Here is a 23,101-nt window from a genome sequence, read left to right on the forward strand (position 1 = left end):
CGTTAGATCCTAATGAGAATGATTGAGCGCATCTTACCTGAATTTGCATGAATCCACCAAGTGGGAGGTGGTCTTATTAACACCCTGGTCTGCACTGGCAAACGTTCATTGAAGAATCTGAACTTCTTCGCCATAAAACTGATTAAATTCCCGAAGCAGTATCGCAAGGGGAGCGCTTTTAGCAAAAGGAGAGGAAAGCCCTATCGTCCACTTGCCTGTTCTTACATTCACTAGCACAAAATAGGGACCAATATCATACGGTTTCAAAGTGAGCTGGTCCGGTTTAGCAGGTGAAACAGGTACAAAACCCAGCCGTGTTTCCCTGGGATAATGCGCCAGCAGCCAGTCGCCCAACAGCATGGCCCTTTGCTTATTTTTGAGTATGGACTGTTCGAATGCCGCATTCAAAGTCAGCAATCCATTATTCAAATTAATAGAATAAGCACTGATTCGTTTACCTAGTACATTTTGAATATTGATATGACTGCCTTCTGCCTCCGCCACTCTGTCACCTGTTTCCATAAATAATGGTCGAAGCGACACGGCCTGGTTTTCTTGCTTGAGTAAATAATTTTTAAGTGAAAGACCATCTGCAGGCTTCAGGGGCGGCAAACCAAGCCAATCTAGAATGGTAGGCGCTACATCCATAAGGGAAACAGCTTCATTCACGCGCTGAGAAGGGATGCGCAGCCCATACCCCTTAAACGCTATCAGCACATGAGACTGCTTAAGACTCAGTACATCATTACCCTGGCCATAAGCAGCGCCAATGGAATAATCTTTTTTGAAATTGGCACTGAAAGGGGTGGCCGTATTGAGACGTGAGACGGAAATCCGTGACAGCAAGCGCTGATCACCCTGATATTTTTCTTTAGCCACAATGCGGTCATCAGGGAGACCAAGGGCTGTACCGTGATCGGATAGGAGAACCACCAGGCTGTTTTCCAGCAAACCCTTCGCCTTTAATAAGCGCAGCAATTTACCCAATTGCGCATCTACCGCAGAAACGCTGCTACGATAGCGCTCGGATAAAATTAAATCTTTTTCCTGCCCGTCACGTGCCCATGTATATGGCCAATGTGTCAGACACAAATGGACTGCAAGCATCACAGGCTTGTCTGCAGGCTCTGCAAGACCCGCGTTTATCAATTGTAAAAAACTGTCAGGCTCATAGGTAATACTGGCGGCGCGATTGCCATAATTATAGGGGAAAATCCATCGCCCAATAGGCAGCCGGATGAGAAGATTGCTCAGGGGGAAATCATTCAAACCGCCGATTAAAAAGTCATTTGCCCCCATGCGCGGCCCGATAATGCGATCAAACCCGTACTGCTTGGTAATATTGCTGAAACGCTTTTCATCCGTCGCGTAGATAGTCTCGTAACCCGCTTGTTGCAACCGTGTGGCCAATGTTGTCTGGGCCAGCAAGGTAGAAGGGTCCGCCAAATTATTGCGTGCACGATGATGCTTGGGGTAGCGCGCTGTTAAAATACTCATCCAGGCAGGAAAGGTGCGAGCAAGCGGTGTATATCCTTGGGTAAAAAGCGTTGCCTGCCGCATGAATTGATCTATATGCGGTGTATGTACCCTTTTGTTACCCAAAAAGCCGGTAAAATCCGGTCGCAATGAATCAAGGCCGATCAGGATAATATTGGGTTTTAAAGAAGGTTGATGTACTCTCTCACGAGAAAGATAGTATTTGTCGCCGAGACAAATCGCTATCAAAACGGTTCCTATCAGCAACAATAGGTAACCGGTTATAACATATCCGCTGCGCTTATTTTTATCGCGCCAGAAAAAATAAACATACGCCAAGAGTGTCATGAGCAGCAGGATCACCCCCAATCCCATCAGTAAGAAATGGCTTAGAGCATCAATCCATGCATAGTAATGAAATGGCGCGGCGAAGAATGAATCCGGAAAGTAACAATGGTTTAACAGCAAGATAAAAATGCAGCCCAAAAACCACACGAGAATGCTTGACCAGCCAGTCGCATCGGCCGACAACCTGAACAACGCTCCCAAGGAAACAGAAACAAACCAGATCCAGCTGACAAACAAAATATAGGCAACAACTTGGATGAAAACAAACTGCAGGACAGGGACCAAAATCACCGGGCGCAGCAAAACCGGCAAAATGGAACTGCGTGTAAGCGAATCAATGAGTTCTGCTACATGATAATGAGGATAAAAAAACGCCAGCTGGCCAAAAACAAAGAGCCCGGTCAGACATAAAAGCCTATTAAAAAGATTTTTTGGTCTGGCAGTATGGCGCATGATTCAAAAATCCATTTGAGATCGCCTAAGAAACCTTTACCAATGGCTATAATAACATGTTATTATTCTGCGCAATTTTTAATTTTAGGCAGCATTGCTGCATAAGTCCCCGCCTTCAAACCGGGGAGAATTGGGGTAAGGCATGAAACGGCAAAATGAATTTTTATTTACGTCTGAATCTGTTTCGGAAGGCCATCCTGACAAAATTGCAGACCAGATTTCTGATGCTATCCTCGATGCCATTTTACAACAAGACAAGCGGGCACGCGTGGCCTGCGAGACGCTTGTCAAAACAGGTATGGTTTTCGTTGGGGGTGAAATCACTACCAATGCCTGGGTTGATATTGAGCAAATTACCCGTGAAGTGATCCGTGATATTGGCTATACCAGCTCAGAAATGGGCTTCGATGCAGATTCCTGCGCGGTGATTACGGCTATTGGCAAGCAGTCCAGCGACATTGCCATCGGCGTGGATAAAAAAACCCATGAAGAGCAGGGTGCAGGCGACCAGGGCCTTATGTTTGGCTATGCCTCAAATGAAACAGATGTGCTAATGCCAGCACCAATCACCTATGCACACCGCTTGATGCGCCGGCAAGCCCAGCTTAGAAAAGAAGATGTGCTGCCGTGGCTCCGGCCCGATGCAAAAGCTCAGATTACTTTCCGCTACCTGGATGGGAAACCTGCTGAAGTCACCAACGTCGTACTTTCCACACAACATCACCCCGACATCAGCCATGTGAATTTAGTTGAAGCAGTGATCGAGGAAATCATTAAACCCACACTGCCTGAAGAATGGCTAAAAAAAACAACTTACTACATTAATCCCACCGGGCGGTTTGTGATAGGCGGGCCCCAGGGAGATTGTGGACTGACGGGACGCAAAATCATCGTTGACACGTATGGCGGCATGGCTCGTCATGGCGGCGGCTGTTTTTCCGGTAAAGATCCTTCTAAAGTAGATCGTTCCGCTGCTTATGCCGCCCGTTATGTTGCTAAAAATATTGTCGCGGCCGGCCTTGCTGCACGCTGCGAAATCCAGATTTCTTATGCCATCGGCGTTGCTGAACCAACCGCTATTCATCTCGAAACGTTTGGCACTGGCAAGATCCCCGATCAGGAAATCATTAATCTTATTCAAAAACATTTTGATTTGCGGCCATACGGCATCATCAAAATGCTGAATCTGCTAAGGCCCATCTATCGTCAAACCGCGAGTTACGGGCATTTTGGCCGCGATGATTTAAATGTTCAATGGGAAAAAACAGATAAAGCTGACATGCTTCGTGAAGCAGCGCATATAGAAAAACAGTAAAGCCTGCGGCAAGAAGCCGCGGGACCCCGTATTAATAAAATAGGAGAAACATCATGCAGGTATCCATGAAAGCTATTGCAACGGACTACAAAGTCGCCGATCTCAAACTCGCCGAATGGGGCAGAAAAGAAATACAGATTGCCGAAACGGAAATGCCGGGTCTCATGGCTTTACGTGAACAATATAAAGGAAAAAAACCACTCCAAGGCGCGCGCATCGCCGGCTGCCTGCATATGACTATTCAGACTGCCGTTTTAATTGAAACCCTGGTAGAGCTGGGCGCTTCAGTTCGCTGGTCTTCCTGCAATATCTTTTCCACGCAGGATCATGCTGCGGCAGCCATCGCAAAAGCCGGCATCCCTGTTTTCGCCTGGAAAGGTGAATCAGAAGAAGAATACCTGTGGTGCATTAGGCAAACCATCGAAGGACCGGATAACTGGCATCCTAATCTGATTCTCGATGATGGTGGCGATCTGACGCTTATGATGCACAATGAATATCCCGAGCTGTTGCAAAAAGAAGTCAAGGGATTATCAGAAGAAACGACAACAGGGGTGCATCGTCTTTATGAAATGCATAAAAAAGGCGAATTAAAAGTTCCCGCCATCAATGTCAATGACTCCGTCACCAAATCCAAATTTGACAATCTGTACGGCTGCCGCGAATCCTTGCTTGACGGCATCAAGCGGGCAACCGATGTCATGATTGCAGGAAAAATTGCAGTCGTCTGCGGTTATGGTGAAGTGGGGAAAGGCTGTGCGCAGGCGCTGCGTTCTTTTGGCGCGATTGTGCTGATCACCGAAATTGATCCCATCTGCGCCTTGCAGGCTGCGATGGAAGGCTATCGTGTAGTAACGATGGAAGATGCGGCACCCATTGCGAATATTTTTGTAACCGCAACCGGCAATTATCACGTAATTACACATGACCACATGTTAAAAATGCAGGACCAAGCCATTGTCTGCAACATCGGACACTTTGACTCTGAAATTGATATCGCCTCTTTGCGTCAATACAAATGGGAAAATATCAAACCGCAAGTGGATCACGTCACGCTGCCCAGCGGCAATAAGATCATTATCCTGGCGGAAGGACGCCTGGTAAACTTGGGTTGTGCAACCGGCCATCCCAGCTTTGTGATGTCTACTTCCTTCACCAATCAGGTGCTGGCTCAAATTGAGCTCTGGCAAAACCATAAAAACTATCCAGTGGGCGTCTATGTTCTGCCCAAAAAACTGGATGAAATGGTGGCACGCCTACATCTTCAAAAATTGGGCGCAAAGCTGACCCAATTGACAAAAGAACAGTCGGAATACCTGAATATTTCCCAAGAAGGTCCGTATAAATCTGATCAGTATCGCTATTAATTCAAGCAACCCTTCTCCCGCATCACGCGGGAGAAGGGAACTTTTAATCTCCTCTCAGCAAATCACTACTTTCCACCGCTTTAAATTACGGCTAAACTTTTTTTATTCAGGGAGATCTTCACCATGCAAAAAAAATTATTGATTGCGCTTTGTTCTTTATTCGCTTGTTCATTGAGTTACGCCGACACCTGCCCTAGCGTTCAGGACATCAAAACAAACAAACTGCATGGCTGGAAAGCCTATGATAGTGACGAAGATACACAGCTACCGCCCAAGCGACTGGCCATTTTCAAAAAAGAAGTCACACAGTTTGTATTGGCAGAATTGGGCAACGAGCACAACAAAAATAATACCATGCGCTGCTACTACAGCGACAGCAATGGATCACATCTGGAAACCTATCTGGCCAAAGATCATTTCTCGCTATCAAAATCCAAATCCTACTGGTATCAAGTCAGCGGCTCCATGCATTGCGCAGCCGGTGTGGATAAATGCAAATTTAATCCATACGTGCTGTCGCAAAATCAGTTGGCGAGAAAATAAACCCTGACGCGACCACTACCCGGCGATAGAAACTGAGCACAGCAAATCGCATAAAACTGGATCTTGGCCATTTTCAAAATACTCGACAATGTTGTCATCCTGAGCGAAGCACACTACTGTCCGGTGAACCAGATTAAAAATTGATCGTCCTTGGTAAAGCGCTATGATAGCGCGCTAAACACCACATTTAGCACCAAGGACGAACTGATGAAAGATACCGTTTTTCAACGATTATTAAAACCCGTTACAAAAAAATTAATGAAGGAATGTATAGAACGCTTTCGATCTGATCATCGTTATGAATCATTTAATACATTTGAACATTTAAAAACGATGATTTATGCACATATTAATGAAATTAAAAGCTTACGCACGTTAGAGGTTGCGATAAACAGTCAAAAAATTGGTATAAAAACGCAAGTAAAACGCTCGACCTTAAGTGATGCCAATCGAAAACGACCAGCCGAAAGTTTCTTTTGGATATTAGAACAGCTTATGTCTTTGTTACCCAGGAAAAAACATAAAGAAATAAAAAAAGTAATCAGGATATTAGATAGTAGCCCGATACAGCTAAGAGGCCAAGGGTACGATGAGTGGTCAAAGCAATATGCGACTCGGCATATACAAGGATTAAAACTACATGTTGAATATGATTTAGGATTAGATTTGCCCTTAAGGATGAAGTTGAGTCATCCAAATTGTAATGATGCGACGATGGGACAAAAATGGCCAATCCTTAAAAACACCCTTTATGTGTTTGATAAAGGTTACTACGATTACAATTGGTGGTGGAGCATCAACAAAAGGCAGGCTTATTTTGTGACTCGATTAAAGAAGAATGCGGCCATTGTTATAGAAAGCCGGCAAAAAAATACTCGCGAACCCATCTTACAAGATTGTCTTTTTAGAATTTCAAATAAAGTTCCACGTGGTGGAAAACGCATGGAATATAGCGAGACGCTGAGATATATAAGTGTAAAAAGGGAAGGAAAAACTCCTCTTATTTTGGTAACTAACTTGAAAGATTTACCAGCAGAAAATATTGCTAAGCTTTATAAAGCCCGATGGGAAATAGAGCTATTTTTTAAATGGATCAAGCAAAATCTTCGACTTAAAAAATTTCTGGGCCGATCTTCTAATGCGGTTAAAATTCAAATAGCAACAGCCTTGATTGCTTTTATATTGATACAGATATTTAAAAATGTTTCAAATGAGAAACGTTCATTACATCTCGTTTTAGTCTGGATCAGACATAATTTGCATGTTGCAGAATATCGCAATAGACAATACAAGCCTCCTATTTATTTAATTTCAAGGAGACCTGTTTATTTATGATACAGGTTCACCGGACAGTAGTGGAGCGAAGCAAAGGATCTCCTTTTGCACATCGGGAGATCCTTTGCTTCGCTCAGGATGACAACATTCAAAATATTTTCTTTGTATATTGACCCTCGCTTCAATACACGGTAGATTGCCCTCCGCAATGTAATAGGTGACGGGAAGTTGGTGCAAAACCAACGCTGCCCCCGCAACGGTAATCATCTTTTTAGAGCCTGCTTCAAATATCACTGTTTTGAATTGGATTCTAGATGAGTCAGATAACGCCACTGTACTAACAATATGGGAAGGCGCTGACTGATGTGAAATAACTTCACTTGATGTAAGCCCGGAGACCGGCCTGCTACATATTTTATTCACTCAAGTAGCGGAGGGCTCACATGAGAATACGCACTCATTTTTATTGTTTATTTTTTTCTGCATTACCTGTCAGCGCAGTCGCGATGAGCGACAGCCAAAACACAGTTATTCCGCCGGTCATTGTGAAAGCCAAACAAACACTTTCCCTGACAGCAGGTCCCAAAACCGTCATTACGCACGAACAAATGACAGCAACCGGTGTCACAACACTTGCGCAAGCGCTACAAAGCCTGGGCGGCGTACAATTGCAAGATACGGCCGGAAACGGCAGTCAAGTCCTGCTCAGTATGCGCGGGTTTGGTGCCAATGCCAGTAGTAATACACTTATGCTGGTGAACGGCATTCCTTTGACGAATCCAGATCTCGCACCGCCCGATTTGAATGCGATTCCGATCAGTGAAATTAAATATATTGAAATTATTGCCGGTAGTGAAAGTGTGCTATACGGTGACCAGGCGGTGGGCGGCATCATCAATGTTATTACCCATCCTGAAAAAAAAGAACGTGTTGCCCTTTCGTGCGGAGCAGGAAGTTATAATCAAAAGAATTGTTATGCAACTTATAGTCATCACTATCGCCAATTAAATTTTGATATTACTGCCTCTGCGAGCCATACCGATAATTATCGCGATCATAACGATTATGATCAAGCACTGGTATTTGGCAAACTGGATTATCCTTATCAGACAGGGCGGATCAGCTTTGATTACAAGCTTGCAAAGGAAAATATGCAGTATCCGGGTGCATTAACCGCAGCTCAGGTCAGACAAGATCGGCGACAAGCCAGTAATAATACGGATTTCTTCAAGGATTGGAGTGATTTCTTTCATCTTCGCCATCAGCAAAATCTGAATGAACGCTGGCACCTGCTGACTGATCTGGCATTTCGTGAAATGCAGGGTGACGGTGTCCTTTCTGTTCCCTTCACACAGTCGAGAAATATTCTTTACGTGAAACCTCAATTAGCCGGCAAGCTGGGAACGACGCGTGTCACAGGCGGCGCAGATTTCCAAAGTGACCGTTATCATCTGGACAGCGCTTTTGGTACCACCAAAGATGATGAGCAAAAATATGGTCTTTTTGGTATTGCCCGCATGCCGATTTATCCCAAACTTACCTTATCCCTGGGCGCACGCGGTGCACAACAAAACAGCCGTCTCACCACAACCACTGAAAATAATAATATCAATCGTGCTTTCGCGAGCACAGTGGGTATCCTCTACCAAATTACGACTGATATTGATTTTTATTTGCGCCGTGCAGGCAGCTTTCGTTTTCCCAAAGCCGATGAAAATGCAGCCACCGCTTCCGGTATAACTTCTCTTCGGACGCAGCGAGGAATCGCTTATGAAACAGGCGTACAGATGGAAAGGGAAGAGTATTCCGCGAAGATTGAACTCTATCAGCTCGATTTACGAGATGAAATTGCATTTGATCCAACGCAAACGCCTCAAGACCCTTTTGGCTCAAATCGTAATTTATCACCCACACAACGCCGGGGATTCACGCTGTCGGGAAAAAGAAAAATTACGCAACAATTAACGGTGGATGGACAATATAATTATGTCAATGCGCGGTTTCAGGATGGGATCAATGCGGGCAATCGTATTCCGCTGGTTGCTGAGAATGTTTTGCGTGCAGGACTCAATTATCAGTTTGCCCAGTATTGGCAGGCCTATACTGAAGCACTGTATACTGGTAATCAGTATGCCGCCAATGACGACGCAAACGTCGCTGGAAAAACGGGTGGATTCACCACTTTTAATTTTAACTTGCGTTATACTTATCGCAAACTCGCAGCTTCTTTTCGCGTCAACAATATCTTCGATAGGGATTATTATTTTTATACTGTTTATCAACCGAGCATGCAGAGTGAATTTTTCTATCCTGCACCGGGCAGAAATTTTACACTGATCGTTAATTATTTATTCGATTGATACAAATAGGATAGCGGAGCGAGGCATCTCGTCTTCGCTTACCTTCATGCGGATAAGCGAAAGTGGTCACTAACTACAAATATTATCTCTTGTTTTCAACCCTGGGGCACCTGATATTAGTGCTTTTGCTTGCTTTAAATCTGGTTAACTCCAGCAATTTAAAAAAATCCGGGGGAAACCCCCTACCAGCCTACGCCGCTTCTTTTCCCCCTCGTTTTGCAAGACAGCAGGAAAATAAAAAAACGGATATATTGTCAGTCAAAAAATCAGCCGTGATAAAGCCTGCCCATACTAAAAAACTACTCAGCGAGAAAAATAATTTGCGACATCAAACAAGCTCTCAGGCAGCAAATAATAGTGATAGCCATAAAGCCAACAAAGATGAGCAGAAGATATTAACACTCTTGCATCAGGCCATTGCCGCAAGACAATCCTATCCGGATGATGCATTAGCATTACAGCAAACGGGAAAAGTAACCATTCGATTTTTACTCTATCCTAACGGCCACCTTGAAAATGTCGCTATCATTAAATCAAGCGGCATTACGAGTATTGATCATGCGGCACTCATTGCAATCAATGCCATTTCACCTATCAGAGAGGTAAGCGCTTATTTGGCAAAAGCTGCGTTTTTTTCGGTCGACATCGTTTTTCAATAGTTATCCATCCACTTTCCAACCTCCTAATCACTGGCTTAATCAGTACAGATATAGTAGATTTTTTATAATTATCACCCTGATAAAGGATACTTGTTATGATAGGCGAGTTAAGTAATACTTTTTTTACTCAATATGGCAAGTATTTTTCTTCGCAACAGATAAAAAAAGCTTCATCGATCCCCTTCAAGGATCATCCGCAGTTTGGTGTCCTGATTGACATTCTGAGCCGCAAAGATAATCATCATGTTGTTCTGCACTCGGAATATTCCCACCGGATGCATATCGCTTTTATTGAAGCATTATTGCTCAATTTAACACATGAACACATTCCCTATCCCCTGCAGGACAGCGAATTAATTTATCTGGATACGGAAAATTTAATCGTTAATGAAACAGAAACAAGCCTGATTGAAAAAAATTTTCAGGATTTAAAGCGTTTATTGGATTTTGCGGATAAAAATCTGCTCCTGGTGTTGAATCGCTACGATTTAATGAACGACACTTTCTTGAAAAAGCAGTTTGCGAGGCTTTTTAATCATCACAAATGCCGCTTCCTTATTTTTTCGCCGCGTTTCAATTTCGACAACCTTAACCAGCCTTATCTGGCCAAATTATTTTCCAACCTGCACTTGACTGCTGCGACAGAGACAGACATTTTCCTGCTGCTAAAACAGCAGCGCACCGAGCTTGAAAATTACCATCATGTTCTGATCCCTGATGAATTATTGTCCCAAGCTTATGCCTTGACTGAGCGCTATTTATCCGCCACCGATATACTTGAAAAAACCATCCAATTGCTTGATAGCAGCGCTGCACGCGCAGGGGCGATTGAGCGGATGGATAATAACACTCAATTCAAGCCGGTTTTAACGACTTCCATACTCATTAACGTGCTATCTAACTGGACACAGATACCTGTTACGCATTTACAGATAAACAAATTCAAACTCAGCGAATTCACACAAGGCATGCATCAGCGTGTTTTTGGACAGGAAGCAGCAGTAACAGCACTGGGTAATGCCCTGCAGCAAGCAAACGCGCGCGTGCAGCATCATACCGGCCCTTTTTGCAGTCTGCTTTTTGCCGGACCAGAACATACGGGCAAAAGAACCACAGCACTTGCACTTTCCGAACAGTTATTTAAACAATTGCATTTGCTTTATTTCGCTGCGCTTCCTTCCAAACAGCACTCCATTCTGGATTTACAGCTGCAACGCTGTACTGATAAGCGCTATCTTACGTTGAGAGAAATCATTAGTCAGACACCCTATGCCATTATTTTGCTCGAAAATATCCACCATGCCGCACCCGCGCTGCTAGAGGACATACAGAAAATATTGGATACGGGATTAATTCATGATGAAGGATGCGCTTATCACTTTCACCAGTCCATCCTAATCCTAAGCACCACTCTGGGTTCACAGCGGCTCGGCATTCTGGCGCAATCGTTATCGCCCAATGAAGATGCGCAGCCAGTTGACCTGATGCAATTGATCATGAATGAACAGAAAGAAAATGTGCTTTCTCAACACAACCTCTATTCGCCGCAAGAAATCATTGACGAAATCCTGCCAGAGATCAGCGCTTCTTTTCCGCTGACCGCTTGCGAACATTTGCATGTCATACCTTTTATTCCGTTAAACCGGTCAGCTGTTGAGCAAATCACACGGCTCAAGCTTAAACTATTAGGTAAAATGCTGGATTCCCGGTATGGCATTGAACTGGGTTACGCCCCTGAAGTTATTCGTTATTTAGCCAATGAAATTTTGGCTAAACAGGATGCCGAGAAGCAGGTTATTGATACAGACAAGGCATTGAAGCAACTTTATTTTGTCATCGAACAGGCGGTGCTAAGCCAAGCCGATAATAAAAATCGGCCTAACCAACTGTTTATGCAATTAAATGAAACAGGACAATTATTGCGCTGCGATTGGTTATCGATGACCGCTGTACGGCAACATACGCCGTAAGACATCATCCCTCTTAATATAGTGATGATAAAGCGCTGCAGTGACATGAATCACAAAAAGAACAATAATGACTATCGCAACGATGCCATGAAGCTCAAAAGCAGCCTCGGCTAAGGCTTTATTTTGCTCAATGGGTAAAGTAAATTTGAAGTCGCCTAAATGAGGCGGCCGGCCACCTGCTACTGAACCAATCCAACCTGCGAGCGGCATGGTGATAACCGCTACATAAAACAGAAAATGCACTATGCGCTCTGCCATGCGTTGCCAAGCCAAGGTATCCGCAGGTAATGCAGGTTTGGGATTCACAAGCGCCCAGAAACCGCGCAAAACCATCAGTGCAAGAATGGTTAATCCTGTCAGCTTATGAAGGTTATATGCTACCGGTTGATAATCTTTGGGCAGATCTTCCAGAAAAAAACCGAAGACAATCATGAAAAATAACAAAAGAAAAATCAGCCAATGAAAGAATTTAGCAACACTGCCGTAGGTAGATACCGTATTCCGCAGGCTCATAACTGTTATTTTCTTTTAGTTAATTTTTATCTAAAAAAACAGCAGGATACTAATGTATCCCGCTGTTTTAAACCAATTACGGATTAAGTGTATAAGTGATCGTACCGCAGCCGGAGGCAACTGTATAATTTGCACTAGCGGTAAGCTGTCTTGTAACCAGATCGCATACACCCGTTGGGACATTTGCTGCAGTAATAGTAAAACCTGTTGAAGAGCCCGCGACAGTCAACCCCGAGCCTCCCCATGGTGGGATGAGACCGTTTGGCGGCAATATGGCTTGAATACTCGTCTCAGATAAACCGGAATAAGTTCCTGTCGATTGCGACATACTGTTCATCGCAGAGCTAATCGCCTGTACCTGCGACAAGAAAGCATTGGCCTGCTGGGATATGCTGGCTGATTGATAGTAGCGTACCGACATAACAATAATCATTGCAGCAATAGCTAATACCAACATGATTTCAAGCAAGGTAACGCCTAGCATCGAGGACTTCAATCTTTTCATAAAAACTCCCTTCCTACTTAAAACAGGATTATTTACATTCAGGCATAGCGATTATTATGTTATTTTTCCGTTCGATTAAGCAAGTAAATTATGAAAATGAAAAGGTTACCTATGCCAGCTAAAAACACGAACACTTTATCCGCGATTGAAATCGCACCTGAGTCTGTTGCAAAACGAAGTATCATCTGGCTGCATGGCCTCGGCGCAGACGGAACTGATTTTGTACCTATTGTTTCCGAGTTGCATTTACCTGCTGCAATGGGAGTACGTTTTATTTTTCCGCATGCACCTATTATGCCTATCACGGTCAATAATGGTTATGAAATGCGCGCATGGTATGATATTGCATCATTAACAATCGATGGCATGATCGATAAAACCGGCATACTGAGATCAATCCATCAGCTTGAAATGCTGATTGAAAAAGAAGAGGCGCGTGGAATGGCTACACGCGATATCATGCTAGCTGGTTTCTCCCAAGGGGCAGCTATCGCTCTCGCTACGGGTGTTCGATATACCAAACCGCTCGGCGGCATCATTGCCCTGTCCGGTTATTTGCCTTTGGCACAGGAAACATTTGAACATGCCAGCAAAGCGAATCAATCCATTCCTATTTTTCTTGCTCATGGCATGGAAGATCCCATCGTACCGTATGCGCTTGGCAAGGCTTCTTACGTCATGCTAAAGCAGGCAAACTATCCTGTCTCATGGCACAGTTATAACATGCCACATTCTGTTTGCGCAGCCGAGATCCAGGATCTCAGCAACTGGCTAAAAACCGTTTGGAATAAATGAGCATGCCTCCTTCGCTTTCAAACTCTGCCATTCCTGCCTGCGCGGGAATGGCAGTGAAACTAATGCGAGGATGGCACAGTTAAAATAAACGCCTCAAAAATCTTAGAGAGGAGCAGCATGCCAGTTTTTTGCTGGCATGCATGCGGAATGATTTAACCAAAAATAGCAGAAACACCAATAGAATAAAGGTCAGCCGTACCGGTGCGATTACTCCCTTCAGCACGCTGCCATTGGCCAACCATCGCTATCTCAGGTGTAAAATAATATTGCCCGCCAACGCCCAGATAGAGACCTGTCGCCGTGTTGTCACTGCTGCTAAGACCAATATTATTGGCCGCCGCAGAATTGCTCAAGCTAACGCGGGAATACAGACGCTGTACGCCCACTTTTGCAAATAGCTCCAGGCCCGAGTCATACACAGGCACAATGCCTTTGCCGGCTAAATCAATGGAATGACGTTTATTATTAGCCGCCTTCGTACCGGTTTGATCCTTGATATCCTGGCTGGAATATTGGGTATAACCTACCTCAGCCGCAAAATACGGCATGAATTTATATCCAACATTGATGTTGCCGCCCAATCCGGAATTGGTGGTCGAGCTGCCGGGTGGATTATTTTCATTCGAAATGCGCGTCGCGCCGATATTGCCTTCAGCATACCATCCATAAGGCGCAGACATGCTGCCATAAGCTAAAGCGGATACGGAAGCAGATAATGCTGCGAAGCTGGCCGCAGCGAGTAACGTTTTTTTACCCAGCATGAACAATCCTCCCTAATCTAACTGGGATTAGTATATATCCAGAAAGTTGAAACAATAAAACGTTTTAAAAAATCTTTTAGCAGAAATGACGGGAGCCACACTAAGACTGCAACAACGCAATGTCTGCTACTTGCAAGAATAGCGCGCGCAGCTTGCCCAACAGTAAAATACGATTTTCACGCCGCGCTTTATCTTCCGTCATTACCATGACATGATCAAAAAAATCATCGACTGGCTGGCGCAATTCTGCTAACTGCAGCAATATCTCATTGTAGTTTCCTGATTGCGATAATGCCTCGATAGTGCGGCTTTTAAATTCAAGCTGTCGGGCTAATTCCTGTTCGGATTCGTTTTCAAAAAAATCGCGGTTAATCTGTTTGGCGTCAATGGTATCAGCATATTTTGCCAAAATATTGCTGACGCGTTTATTGGCAACACTCAATGCTTCCGCTTCGTTTAATTGCTTGAAGGATTGTACGGCTTTGATGCGTTTATAAGCATCGTAAGGATTGGTAATCTGGATCGCAGCGACCGCAGCAAACACATCCGCAGGCACTCCTGACTCCAAGCACCAGGAACGCATTCTTTCTTGAATAAACGCGAGCACTTGCTGCACTGTTTCGGGATTACTTAATTTCTGCTCATAACATGAAGCAGCAAATTCCATCACAGGTTTCAAATCCAAATCTATTGTTTTTTCAATTAGGATGCGCAAAATTCCAAGCGCCGCGCGGCGTAAACCATAAGGATCCTTATCGCCCGTAGGTATCTGATGAATACCAAACGCACCTGTTAACGTATCAACACGATCTGCAATCGAGAGCGCCTGTCCAATCGCATTTTCAGGTAGTCTATCGCCCGCAAAGCGCGGCAGGTAGTGTTCCTTCATGGCCTTAGCGATATTATCGGATTCACCGTCATGAATGGCATAATAATACCCCATCACACCCTGCAGCTCAGGAAATTCGCCTACCATATTGGTCGTTAGATCGGTTTTTGCCAGCATGCCGGCCCGCGTTGCTTCATCAATTGAAGCGTCGGTTTTTTGGGCAATAAAAGCGGCAAGCTTGCTAATGCGTTCGGCTTTTTCATATAACGTACCAAGCTTCGCCTGAAAGATAATTCCCTTTAAACGCTCAACCCGCTCAGCCAAGCTTTCTTTCTGGTCCGTGTCATAAAAAAACGCAGCATCGGCAAGACGCGCACGCAACACCCGCTCATTACCATGAATCACACGCTGCGGTTCATGGCTTTGGATGTTGCTAATAGTCACAAAATAGGGGAGCAATTTTCCCTGATGATCTTTCACGGGAAAATAACGCTGATGATCTTCCATTGAAGAAATGAGTACTTCTTCAGGCAACTTTAAATAAATCGAATCAAGCTTGCCGCAGAGCGCAACAGGCCATTCAACCAAGCCCGTTACTTCATCAAGAAACGCATCACTTGAAATATAAACCTCGCCTTTCGATTGCAATTCTTTATTCACGCAATCAACCGCTTTTTGACGAACCAGTTGACGACGCTTGACAAAATCGGCGACCACATACCCTTCCGTTTCCAACAAGGATTCATAGGCGGCGGCATGTGGAATCGTGATCCATTCAGGTGCATGGAAACGGTGTCCACGCGTCACCCGATTAGCAGGGCAGCCCAATAACGTCGCATCCATTACCTGGTCGCCATAAAGCATGATGACTGAAAGCACGGGCCGCACGAATTGCGAATCCCCTTCGCCCCAGCGCATGCGCTTTGGGATAGGCAAGGTTGCGATGGATTGTTCAGCAATCTCCGGCATCAATTCACTGACGGATTTTCCGCGCACATGCTGCCTGAAACCTACCCATTCTCCCTGATCATTACTAATGGTAATAAGCGATTCGGGCGCAACACCACAGGAACGCGCAAATCCAATGCAGGCCTTGGAAGGATGGCCTTCTGCATCAAATGCGGCACTTTTGGCAGGCCCTCTGCGTTCGACCATTTGATCCGGCTGTTCGGCAGCCAATTCTTCTACCAATACGGCAAGACGACGCGGGGTGGCATAGGATTTAATTTTTGTAAACGCAAGACCCGCTTTTTGCAACCCTTCTTCTATGCCTGCGCGAAAGGCATCGGCAAGCTTCGCCAATGCTTTAGGCGGCAATTCTTCTGTGAGAATTTCAATGAGAAAATCATCGCGCTTCATTATTTTTTCCTTGCAGCAAAGGGAAACCGAGGGCTTCGCGTGCCTGATAATAACTTTCCGCCACCGCCTTGGCGAGGCGGCGTATCTTTAAAATATGATGCTGACGCTCGGTCACTGAAATAGCGCGACGCGCATCTAGCAAATTAAACGCATGCGACGCTTTCATGACCATTTCATACGCTGGCAAAGGCAAGCCTGCTTCGATTAACCGCAAACTTTCTTTTTCGTAAAAATGAAAATCCTTGAAAAGCATGTCCACGTCCGCCATTTCAAAATTGTATTTTGACATTTCGACTTCTGTCTGATGGCAAACGTCACCATAGGTCACGACGCCTTGCGGCCCCACACACCAGACCAGGTCATAAATATTGTCAACGCCCTGCAACGCCATCGCCAGCCGTTCCAGGCCATAGGTAATCTCACCCGTTACGGGTTTACATTCCAGCCCGCCTACTTGCTGAAAATAAGTAAACTGTGTTACCTCCATGCCATTCAACCAGACTTCCCAGCCCAGGCCCCAGGCACCCAGCGTAGGTGACTCCCAATTGTCTTCGACGAAACGTATATCATCTACAAGCGTATCTACTCCAAGCGTGCGCAAGGAAGCCAGATAAAGATCCTGAATATCGGCAGGTGAAGGCTTCAGCACAACTTGAAACTGATGGTGCCGCTGGACACGGTTTGGATTTTCACCATAACGGCCATCCGCAGGTCGTCGGCTTGGCTGCACATAGGCAGCACGCCAAGGCTCAGGGCCAATGGCTCCCAGAAAACTTGCAATATGAAAAGTACCGGCTCCCACTTCCAGATCGACCGGCTGCATGAGCACGCAACCCTTGCTGCCCCAAAAATTCTGCAGCGCAGAAATAAGCCCTTGAAAAGTTTTAGTATTCGCTAAGTCCATGTATTTATCGCCAAAATTGAATCGCTCGGATATGATAAGCGGCAGATTATAGCATTCTTAATCAAGATAGGGAGTGCTATCCTTATAATATAGATTCAAGTCTTATCGATTCTTAAAAATTCCAATAAAAACAATTGATTTTAGGAGTGCGCCCATGTTGAATCCACCATTCAGCCAATCTGATCTTCCTCGGTTCAAAGCAATTGATCCGGTGAAAATTAAGCCGGAAATCAGCACGTTGCTTGAAAAAAACAAGCAAAAAATCAATGGATTATTATCTTCAGCTGGCCCTTTTACTTGGGACAATTTGATGCAGCCGCTAGAAGACTTAAGCGATGAATTGAGTAAAATTTGGTCACCCATTTCTCATCTGCACGCCGTCATGGAATCAGATGAACTGCGTAAAGCTTATAATGAAACCGTTCCCTTGATCACCGAATATCACACCCAACTTTCACAGAACGAAAAGCTTTTTCAGGCTATCCAGTCTCTCATTCGCAGCCCTGATTTTGAAATGCTGAGCCCCGCGCAAAAAAAAATCATTGAAAATGATTTGCGCGATTTCAGATTAGCAGGTGTTCATCTGCCCGCTGATCAAAAAGAACGAATGGCAACGCTGCAAAAAGAACTCACACAGCTCATGACCAAATATTCAGAAAATGTAATGGACGCAACGCAAAGCTGGACTTTGCACATTACTGATCCCTACCAACTGGAAGGCCTGCCGCCACAAGCCCTGCAGCTCGCGATCGATAATGCAAAACGGCGTGGATTGGAAGGTTATGTTTTCACGCTGGATTATCCTTCTTATTCCACAGCGGTCCGATTTTTACGTGATCGAGAGTTGCGTAAACAGCTTTATGAAGCTTACTCAACACGCGCCTCAGACCAGGGACCGATGGCAGGCAAGTGGGATAATACCGCGATCATGGAAAAAATTCTGAAAGTCCGTCATGAAATCGCACAGCTAGTAGGATTTAAAAACTATGCGGAATATTCGCTCGCCACTAAAATGGCAAAGACACCCGATGAAGTCTTGCATTTTTTGCATGACTTATTGATAAGAAGCAAAGCCATCGCGGAAAAAGAATATGAAGAAGTCAGGCAGCTTGCCAAATCACTGGACAACCTGAGCGCGCTTGAAATCTGGGATGTCTCTTATTATTCCGAAAAACTACAGGAATTAAAGTTCAAATTTTCACAAGAAGATTTCCGTCCTTATTTTCCCATCCAAAAAGTCCTAGACGGTATGTTTACACTTGTTAATAAACTCTATGGCATCCATATTCGCGAAGAGAAAAATATAGAAGTATGGCATCCGCATGTGCGGTTCTTTTCCATTCATGATGATAAAAATGAATTGCGCGGCGGATTCTATATTGATCTTTACGCGCGTCCGCATAAGCGTGACGGCGCATGGATGGATGAATGCCGTGTGCGCCGTTTATTAGATGGAAAAGGTATTCAGCATCCTATCGCTTATCTCACCTGCAATTTCATGCCACCCGTAGACGGCCTTCCGGGTTTATTAACCCATGACGACGTATTGACACTCTTTCATGAATTTGGCCACTGCCTGCATCATATGTTAACTAAAGTGGATTATCCGTCTGTCGCGGGTATTAATGGCGTTCCATGGGACGCTGTCGAATTCCCAAGCCAGTTCATGGAAAATTATTGCTGGGAAAAAGAATCCCTATCCCTGATTTCGGGCCATTATGAAACGGGTGAGCCACTCCCTGACGAACTCTATCAAAAAATGATCGCAGCAAAACATTTCCAGACAGGGCTGCAAATGGTGAGACAGCTTGAATTTGCGATTTTTGATTTTCGCCTGCATCTGGAATACGATCCGGCAAAATCGGGAGAAGGTGAGCCGCAAACACAACTTATTCTAAATGATGTACGCAAAAACACCTCCGTCATCCCTGTGCCTGCTTTCAATCGCTTCCAGCATAGCTTCTCGCATGTTTTTGCTGGCAGTTACGCGGCGGGCTATTACAGCTACAAATGGGCCGAGGTGTTATCGTCTGATGCATATGCCAAATTTGAAGAACAGGGTATTTTTGACCGCAAAACAGGTCGAGCCTTTATGGAAAATATTTTGGAAATGGGTGGTGTACGCGACCCCATGTCAGCTTTTATCGCATTCCGGGGGCGCGAACCCACGATCGATGCCTTACTCAAGCAAAATGGAATCACCAAACGCACAGCAGCTTGACGCTCCAACCATTCTTGTACGGATGTTTTCACCCGCACTGCGCTATTGTCACACTGCACTTGCTTTATGTCATTCCGCATTGATCACTCTGTCACCCCGCGCTTGTTGCTGAGGGATGACAAAAAGCAAGTGCGGGATGACCAGAAGGCAGGTGTGGGTGAAGAAAGCAAATACTGGAAAAAGCCCCGTTAATGACCCATAACTAATGACATCTCTTACCATCAGCGCCATAATATCGGGTTCTATTGATTAATCGTGTCAGGAGAAAACTTATGGATGCCGTCAAATCGCATCATCCACGGGCGTTGCCATTTTTATTTTTTACAGAAATGTGGGAGCGATTTGGTTTTTACATTGCGCAAGGGTTACTTGTGCTTTACATGACGCAGCACTATGGCTTCTCTGATGATATCAGCGACACCATTTCTGGAATATTTGCAGGACTTGTTTATATTTCGCCTTTCGTAGGCGGCTTCCTGGCGGACAGGATTCTGGGATTCAAAACCTCGATTATCTGGGGAGGTTTTTTTCTGATAGCGGGTTACGCCCTCCTGGCACTGTCATCTACCTTTGCCCTGTTTTATACCGCTCTTGCGACCATTATTGTCGGCAACGGCCTCTTTAAACCCAATATTTCCGGTCTGCTTGGCACCCAATATGCACCCAACGATCCGCATCGGGATGCAGGTTTTACCATTTTTTATATTGGCATTAATATTGGCGCCGCGCTTTCGGGCCTTTCCGGCTATGTCAAAAATGCATTTGGCTGGAATATCACCTTTGCCATGGCGAGCATAGGCTTGATCATTGGGTTAATCACGTTTTCTTTTGGCCTAAAATATATCAAGCCCACACAACAGCTCAAACCCGTTACCCGCAAATTCAAGTATCAGTTATTCCTCTATTGCATACTTGCCATTATCGGGCTCAGTTTTTTACTCAAGATACACTCGCTGGCAAATTATTTGCTGCCCGGAGCAGGCCTTGTGTTGCTCGTCTTTCTTGTCGTCTTGACCCTGCAACAAAATGCCGAATATCGTAAACGCCTGCTTATTCTTAACACGCTGATTGTTTCATCCATTATTTTCTGGGCGTTATTTCTTCAACTATTTATCTCAGCCAATTTATTTGTCGACAGGCTCGTGGACAAAAACCTGTTTGGTATCCCGCTGACAACGACTGTGTTTTATGCCTCTGAAAGTGTATTCATTATTTTGCTGGGCCCCCTCTTTGCCTGGTCATGGCAGACACTTGGCAAGAATGACCGGAATCCCTCACCTGTTAGCAAATTTGTCATTGGTATTTTCTTTGCCGGTCTTGGATTCTTCGCGCTCAGCACGAGCACACTGTATCCGGATAGCGCAGGCATGATTCATCCGTTGTGGGTATTTTTTGCCTATCTACTCATTACCATCGGCGAATTATTACTTTCCCCCATTGGCTTATCTGCCGTTACCTTGCTTGCTCCTCCTCACTTGGTGGGCATGATGATGGGCATCTGGTTTGTAGCGACTGGATTTGGCGGCCTTTTCGCTGGCATGATTGCAAAGATTGGCAGTGTGCCCGAAACGGCAGTCACTAACGCAGAAAAATTAGTCATTTATCATACAGCTTTTCTCGACTTCGCTTATTTGGCTTTCGTTGTGGCAATAGTATTATTTTTCGTGCAGCTGCTGCTAAAAAAATTGACTCAATCGTCATAGCAGACCATTTGCTCTGGGGGCATCGCAAGGTTATCATAAGGCCCATTTGCGATGTCGCAACATAGGCAAGCTGTATGCTGTTTCGCGGCACACCACCATTTTCCTAGGAGTCAGGCACATTATGTCAATGTACGGTTTAAATGAAATACGAAGCGGGATGAAACTCATTATTGATGGCGATCCTTGCGTTGTAGTAGACAATGAGTTCGTCAAACCCGGCAAAGGGCAGGCTTTTAACCGCCTACGCTATCGCAATCTTAAGACAGGCCGCGTCATCGAGCGCACCTATAAATCAGGCGACAGCATTCAGGCTGCGGATGTAGTCGAAATTGACGCGCAGTTTCTCTATGGCGACGGTAATGAATGGCATTTCATGGCAACCGAAACGTATGAGCAGTATGCGCTCCATGAAGCAGAAGTCGCTGAAGCCAAGCTCTGGCTCAAAGAGCAAGCCGAATGCAAATTAACCTTATGGAATGGCACGCCTATTCTTGTGATGCCATCCACTTTTGTACAATTAAAAATTGTAGAAACCGATCCAGGCCTGAAAGGCGACACAGCTGGCAGCGGCGGCAAACCAGCCAAATTAGAAACCGGCGCGGTTGTGCGTGTGCCTTTATTCGTTCAGGAAGGTGAAGTAATCAAAGTGGATACTCGCACAGGCGAATATGTGTCCCGGGTGAAGGAATAATACTTTTCCACTGGCCATGATGCAGGTCTAATATTCTGCATCATAGCGTTGGCTATAGCCTATGAAAACAAAATGGCAGCCTTCGGCTCCCTTAAAAAACCTGCAGCTTCGTGCACATATCTTAAGCCAGATTCGCGGTTTTTTTGCGGCACGCAACGTGATGGAAGTGGAAACACCGCTGCTCTGTCATACATCGGTAACGGATCCGTTTATCCAAAGCATCCCTGCGTTTTTCCAGGCGCAACCCCGCGCACAGACTCAACGCTACTACCTGCAAACCTCGCCTGAATACGCCATGAAGCGGTTACTGGCGGCAGGCAGCGGCGCAATTTATCAAATCACAAAAGCCTTCAGGCAAGGCGAGGTTGGGCGCTTTCATAATCCGGAATTTACCATGCTGGAATGGTACCGGCCTGGCTTTGACCATCATGACTTGATGAATGAAATGGATGAATTGCTGCAACTGATATTTAAATCACCCGCAGCAGAGCGTAAAACTTATGCGGAATTATTTCAGGACTTTCTGCATATTGACCCCCATTCCGCCAGTATAGAAGCATTGCGAAACTGCGCGGGTGAAAATCATATTGTAGTCAATACCGAGCTAACCGATCGCGACAGCTGGCTTAACTTATTGCTTTCGCACTGCATTGAACCGCAGCTTGGCAAGGATCGCCCTTGCTTTATCTATGACTTCCCCGCCACACAAGCAGCGCTTGCGCGAATCAGCCAGGACAATCCGCCCGTAGCGGCCCGCTTTGAAGTGTACATGCAAGGGATTGAACTCGCGAACGGATTCCACGAATTACAGGATGCGCACGAACAGCGTCGACGCTTTGAAAAAAATCTTGCCACGCGCAAACAACAAGGACTGGAAGAAGTAGTAATAGATGAATATTTTCTTGCCGCGCTGGAACAAGGCTTGCCTGATTGTGCAGGCGTTGCATTGGGAATCGATCGGCTGGTCATGCTGGCAACCAGCAGTAGTCAAATCGCGGAAGTATTAAGTTTTGATTTCTCTCGCGCTTAAGTGGATCCAGTCTGCGCTATCATA

Annotated in this window: 19 protein-coding genes and 1 riboswitch; of the genes, 13 read left to right on the forward strand and 6 right to left on the reverse strand. The window is 45.2% G+C overall.

Annotation, left to right across the window (positions count from 1 at the left end):
- Positions 1-105 precede the first annotated feature (105 nt).
- Positions 106-2,277, reverse strand: a complete 2,172-nt coding sequence (locus AQUSIP_RS09385) for a sulfatase (RefSeq protein WP_114834670.1) — start codon at positions 2,275-2,277, stop codon at positions 106-108.
- 142 nt (positions 2,278-2,419) lie between these two features.
- On the opposite strand from AQUSIP_RS09385, the gene metK reads away from it, so the two are divergent.
- The 7 genes from metK (at position 2,420) to AQUSIP_RS09420 (ending at position 11,766) form a co-directional block, all read left to right on the forward strand.
- Positions 2,420-3,592, forward strand: coding sequence for a methionine adenosyltransferase (gene metK / locus AQUSIP_RS09390; protein WP_114834669.1), 1,173 nt, complete (start codon positions 2,420-2,422; stop codon positions 3,590-3,592).
- Between the two features lie 53 nt (positions 3,593-3,645).
- Entirely contained in the window at positions 3,646-4,959 is a 1,314-nt protein-coding gene (gene ahcY / locus AQUSIP_RS09395) for an adenosylhomocysteinase (protein ID WP_114834668.1), read from the forward strand.
- 123 nt (positions 4,960-5,082) lie between these two features.
- Entirely contained in the window at positions 5,083-5,502 is a 420-nt protein-coding gene (locus tag AQUSIP_RS09400) for a DUF3757 domain-containing protein (protein WP_114834667.1), read from the forward strand.
- A 207-nt stretch (positions 5,503-5,709) separates the two neighbouring features.
- A complete protein-coding gene (locus tag AQUSIP_RS09405; protein ID WP_232058605.1) occupies positions 5,710-6,837 on the forward strand; it encodes an IS4 family transposase in 1,128 nt (375 codons plus the stop codon).
- Between the two features lie 138 nt (positions 6,838-6,975).
- Positions 6,976-7,198: riboswitch (cobalamin riboswitch) on the forward strand.
- Positions 7,199-7,220: 22 nt separating this feature from the next.
- Positions 7,221-9,137: a TonB-dependent receptor family protein gene (locus AQUSIP_RS09410; RefSeq protein ID WP_114833778.1), complete on the forward strand. Its 1,917-nt coding sequence runs from the start codon at positions 7,221-7,223 to the stop codon at positions 9,135-9,137.
- Positions 9,138-9,199: 62 nt separating this feature from the next.
- Positions 9,200-9,796, forward strand: coding sequence for a TonB family protein (locus AQUSIP_RS09415; RefSeq protein WP_114833779.1), 597 nt, complete (start codon positions 9,200-9,202; stop codon positions 9,794-9,796).
- A 95-nt stretch (positions 9,797-9,891) separates the two neighbouring features.
- Entirely contained in the window at positions 9,892-11,766 is a 1,875-nt protein-coding gene (locus AQUSIP_RS09420) for an AAA family ATPase (protein ID WP_114833780.1), read from the forward strand.
- On the opposite strand, the gene AQUSIP_RS09425 is transcribed toward AQUSIP_RS09420, so the two are convergent.
- Entirely contained in the window at positions 11,731-12,279 is a 549-nt protein-coding gene (locus AQUSIP_RS09425) for a cytochrome b (protein ID WP_114833781.1), read from the reverse strand. The genes AQUSIP_RS09420 and AQUSIP_RS09425 overlap by 36 nt on opposite strands.
- A 76-nt stretch (positions 12,280-12,355) precedes the next feature.
- Entirely contained in the window at positions 12,356-12,784 is a 429-nt protein-coding gene (locus AQUSIP_RS09430) for a hypothetical protein (protein ID WP_114833782.1), read from the reverse strand.
- 90 nt (positions 12,785-12,874) lie between these two features.
- Between AQUSIP_RS09430 and AQUSIP_RS09435 the strand changes: the two genes are divergently transcribed.
- Positions 12,875-13,579 carry an alpha/beta hydrolase gene (locus AQUSIP_RS09435; RefSeq protein WP_232058665.1) on the forward strand — a complete coding sequence of 235 codons (705 nt, stop codon included), beginning with the start codon at positions 12,875-12,877 and terminating at the stop codon, positions 13,577-13,579.
- A gap of 152 nt (positions 13,580-13,731) precedes the next feature.
- On the opposite strand, the gene AQUSIP_RS09440 is transcribed toward AQUSIP_RS09435, so the two are convergent.
- The 3 genes from AQUSIP_RS09440 to glyQ form a co-directional block, all read right to left on the reverse strand.
- Entirely contained in the window at positions 13,732-14,340 is a 609-nt protein-coding gene (locus AQUSIP_RS09440) for an outer membrane beta-barrel protein (RefSeq protein ID WP_114833783.1), read from the reverse strand.
- A gap of 100 nt (positions 14,341-14,440) precedes the next feature.
- Positions 14,441-16,528, reverse strand: a complete 2,088-nt coding sequence (glyS, locus tag AQUSIP_RS09445; RefSeq protein ID WP_172621976.1) for a glycine--tRNA ligase subunit beta — start codon at positions 16,526-16,528, stop codon at positions 14,441-14,443.
- Positions 16,515-17,432 carry a glycine--tRNA ligase subunit alpha gene (gene glyQ, locus AQUSIP_RS09450; protein ID WP_114833785.1) on the reverse strand — a complete coding sequence of 306 codons (918 nt, stop codon included), beginning with the start codon at positions 17,430-17,432 and terminating at the stop codon, positions 16,515-16,517. Before glyQ ends, glyS begins: the two co-directional genes overlap by 14 nt.
- A gap of 154 nt (positions 17,433-17,586) precedes the next feature.
- Between glyQ and AQUSIP_RS09455 the strand changes: the two genes are divergently transcribed.
- The 5 genes from AQUSIP_RS09455 to epmA all read left to right on the forward strand — a co-directional run bounded on the left by AQUSIP_RS09455 (position 17,587) and on the right by epmA (position 23,077).
- On the forward strand, positions 17,587-19,653 hold the full coding sequence (locus AQUSIP_RS09455; protein ID WP_114833786.1) for a M3 family metallopeptidase: 2,067 nt from the start codon (positions 17,587-17,589) through the stop codon (positions 19,651-19,653).
- A 66-nt stretch (positions 19,654-19,719) separates the two neighbouring features.
- A complete protein-coding gene (locus AQUSIP_RS12570; protein ID WP_267896344.1) occupies positions 19,720-19,845 on the forward strand; it encodes a hypothetical protein in 126 nt (41 codons plus the stop codon).
- A gap of 80 nt (positions 19,846-19,925) precedes the next feature.
- On the forward strand, positions 19,926-21,356 hold the full coding sequence (locus AQUSIP_RS09460) for a peptide MFS transporter (RefSeq protein ID WP_114833787.1): 1,431 nt from the start codon (positions 19,926-19,928) through the stop codon (positions 21,354-21,356).
- Between the two features lie 121 nt (positions 21,357-21,477).
- A complete protein-coding gene (efp, locus tag AQUSIP_RS09465; protein ID WP_114833788.1) occupies positions 21,478-22,047 on the forward strand; it encodes an elongation factor P in 570 nt (189 codons plus the stop codon).
- 61 nt (positions 22,048-22,108) lie between these two features.
- Positions 22,109-23,077 carry an EF-P lysine aminoacylase EpmA gene (gene epmA, locus AQUSIP_RS09470; RefSeq protein WP_114833789.1) on the forward strand — a complete coding sequence of 323 codons (969 nt, stop codon included), beginning with the start codon at positions 22,109-22,111 and terminating at the stop codon, positions 23,075-23,077.
- Positions 23,078-23,101: the final 24 nt, after the last annotated feature.

Source organism: Aquicella lusitana, assembly GCF_902459475.1.
GTDB lineage: Bacteria > Pseudomonadota > Gammaproteobacteria > DSM-16500 > DSM-16500 > Aquicella > Aquicella lusitana.

Excerpts from the sequence above, each read along its gene's own strand:
- AQUSIP_RS09455 (WP_114833786.1), top strand. The coding sequence starts at position 17,587 with ATGTTGAATCCACCATTCAGCCAATCTGATCTTCCTCGGTTCAAAGCA.
- AQUSIP_RS09400 (WP_114834667.1), top strand. The coding sequence starts at position 5,083 with ATGCAAAAAAAATTATTGATTGCGCTTTGTTCTTTATTCGCTTGTTCA.
- AQUSIP_RS09410 (WP_114833778.1), top strand. The coding sequence starts at position 7,221 with ATGAGAATACGCACTCATTTTTATTGTTTATTTTTTTCTGCATTACCT.
- ahcY (WP_114834668.1), top strand. The coding sequence starts at position 3,646 with ATGCAGGTATCCATGAAAGCTATTGCAACGGACTACAAAGTCGCCGAT.
- epmA (WP_114833789.1), top strand. The coding sequence starts at position 22,109 with ATGAAAACAAAATGGCAGCCTTCGGCTCCCTTAAAAAACCTGCAGCTT.
- AQUSIP_RS09440 (WP_114833783.1), bottom strand. The coding sequence starts at position 14,340 with ATGCTGGGTAAAAAAACGTTACTCGCTGCGGCCAGCTTCGCAGCATTA.
- AQUSIP_RS09405 (WP_232058605.1), top strand. The coding sequence starts at position 5,710 with ATGAAAGATACCGTTTTTCAACGATTATTAAAACCCGTTACAAAAAAA.
- AQUSIP_RS09430 (WP_114833782.1), bottom strand. The coding sequence starts at position 12,784 with ATGAAAAGATTGAAGTCCTCGATGCTAGGCGTTACCTTGCTTGAAATC.
- glyS (WP_172621976.1), bottom strand. The coding sequence starts at position 16,528 with ATGAAGCGCGATGATTTTCTCATTGAAATTCTCACAGAAGAATTGCCG.
- AQUSIP_RS12570 (WP_267896344.1), top strand. The coding sequence starts at position 19,720 with ATGTCATTCCGCATTGATCACTCTGTCACCCCGCGCTTGTTGCTGAGG.
- metK (WP_114834669.1), top strand. The coding sequence starts at position 2,420 with ATGAAACGGCAAAATGAATTTTTATTTACGTCTGAATCTGTTTCGGAA.
- efp (WP_114833788.1), top strand. The coding sequence starts at position 21,478 with ATGTCAATGTACGGTTTAAATGAAATACGAAGCGGGATGAAACTCATT.
- glyQ (WP_114833785.1), bottom strand. The coding sequence starts at position 17,432 with ATGGACTTAGCGAATACTAAAACTTTTCAAGGGCTTATTTCTGCGCTG.
- AQUSIP_RS09435 (WP_232058665.1), top strand. The coding sequence starts at position 12,875 with ATGAAAATGAAAAGGTTACCTATGCCAGCTAAAAACACGAACACTTTA.
- AQUSIP_RS09460 (WP_114833787.1), top strand. The coding sequence starts at position 19,926 with ATGGATGCCGTCAAATCGCATCATCCACGGGCGTTGCCATTTTTATTT.
- AQUSIP_RS09385 (WP_114834670.1), bottom strand. The coding sequence starts at position 2,277 with ATGCGCCATACTGCCAGACCAAAAAATCTTTTTAATAGGCTTTTATGT.
- AQUSIP_RS09425 (WP_114833781.1), bottom strand. The coding sequence starts at position 12,279 with ATGAGCCTGCGGAATACGGTATCTACCTACGGCAGTGTTGCTAAATTC.
- AQUSIP_RS09420 (WP_114833780.1), top strand. The coding sequence starts at position 9,892 with ATGATAGGCGAGTTAAGTAATACTTTTTTTACTCAATATGGCAAGTAT.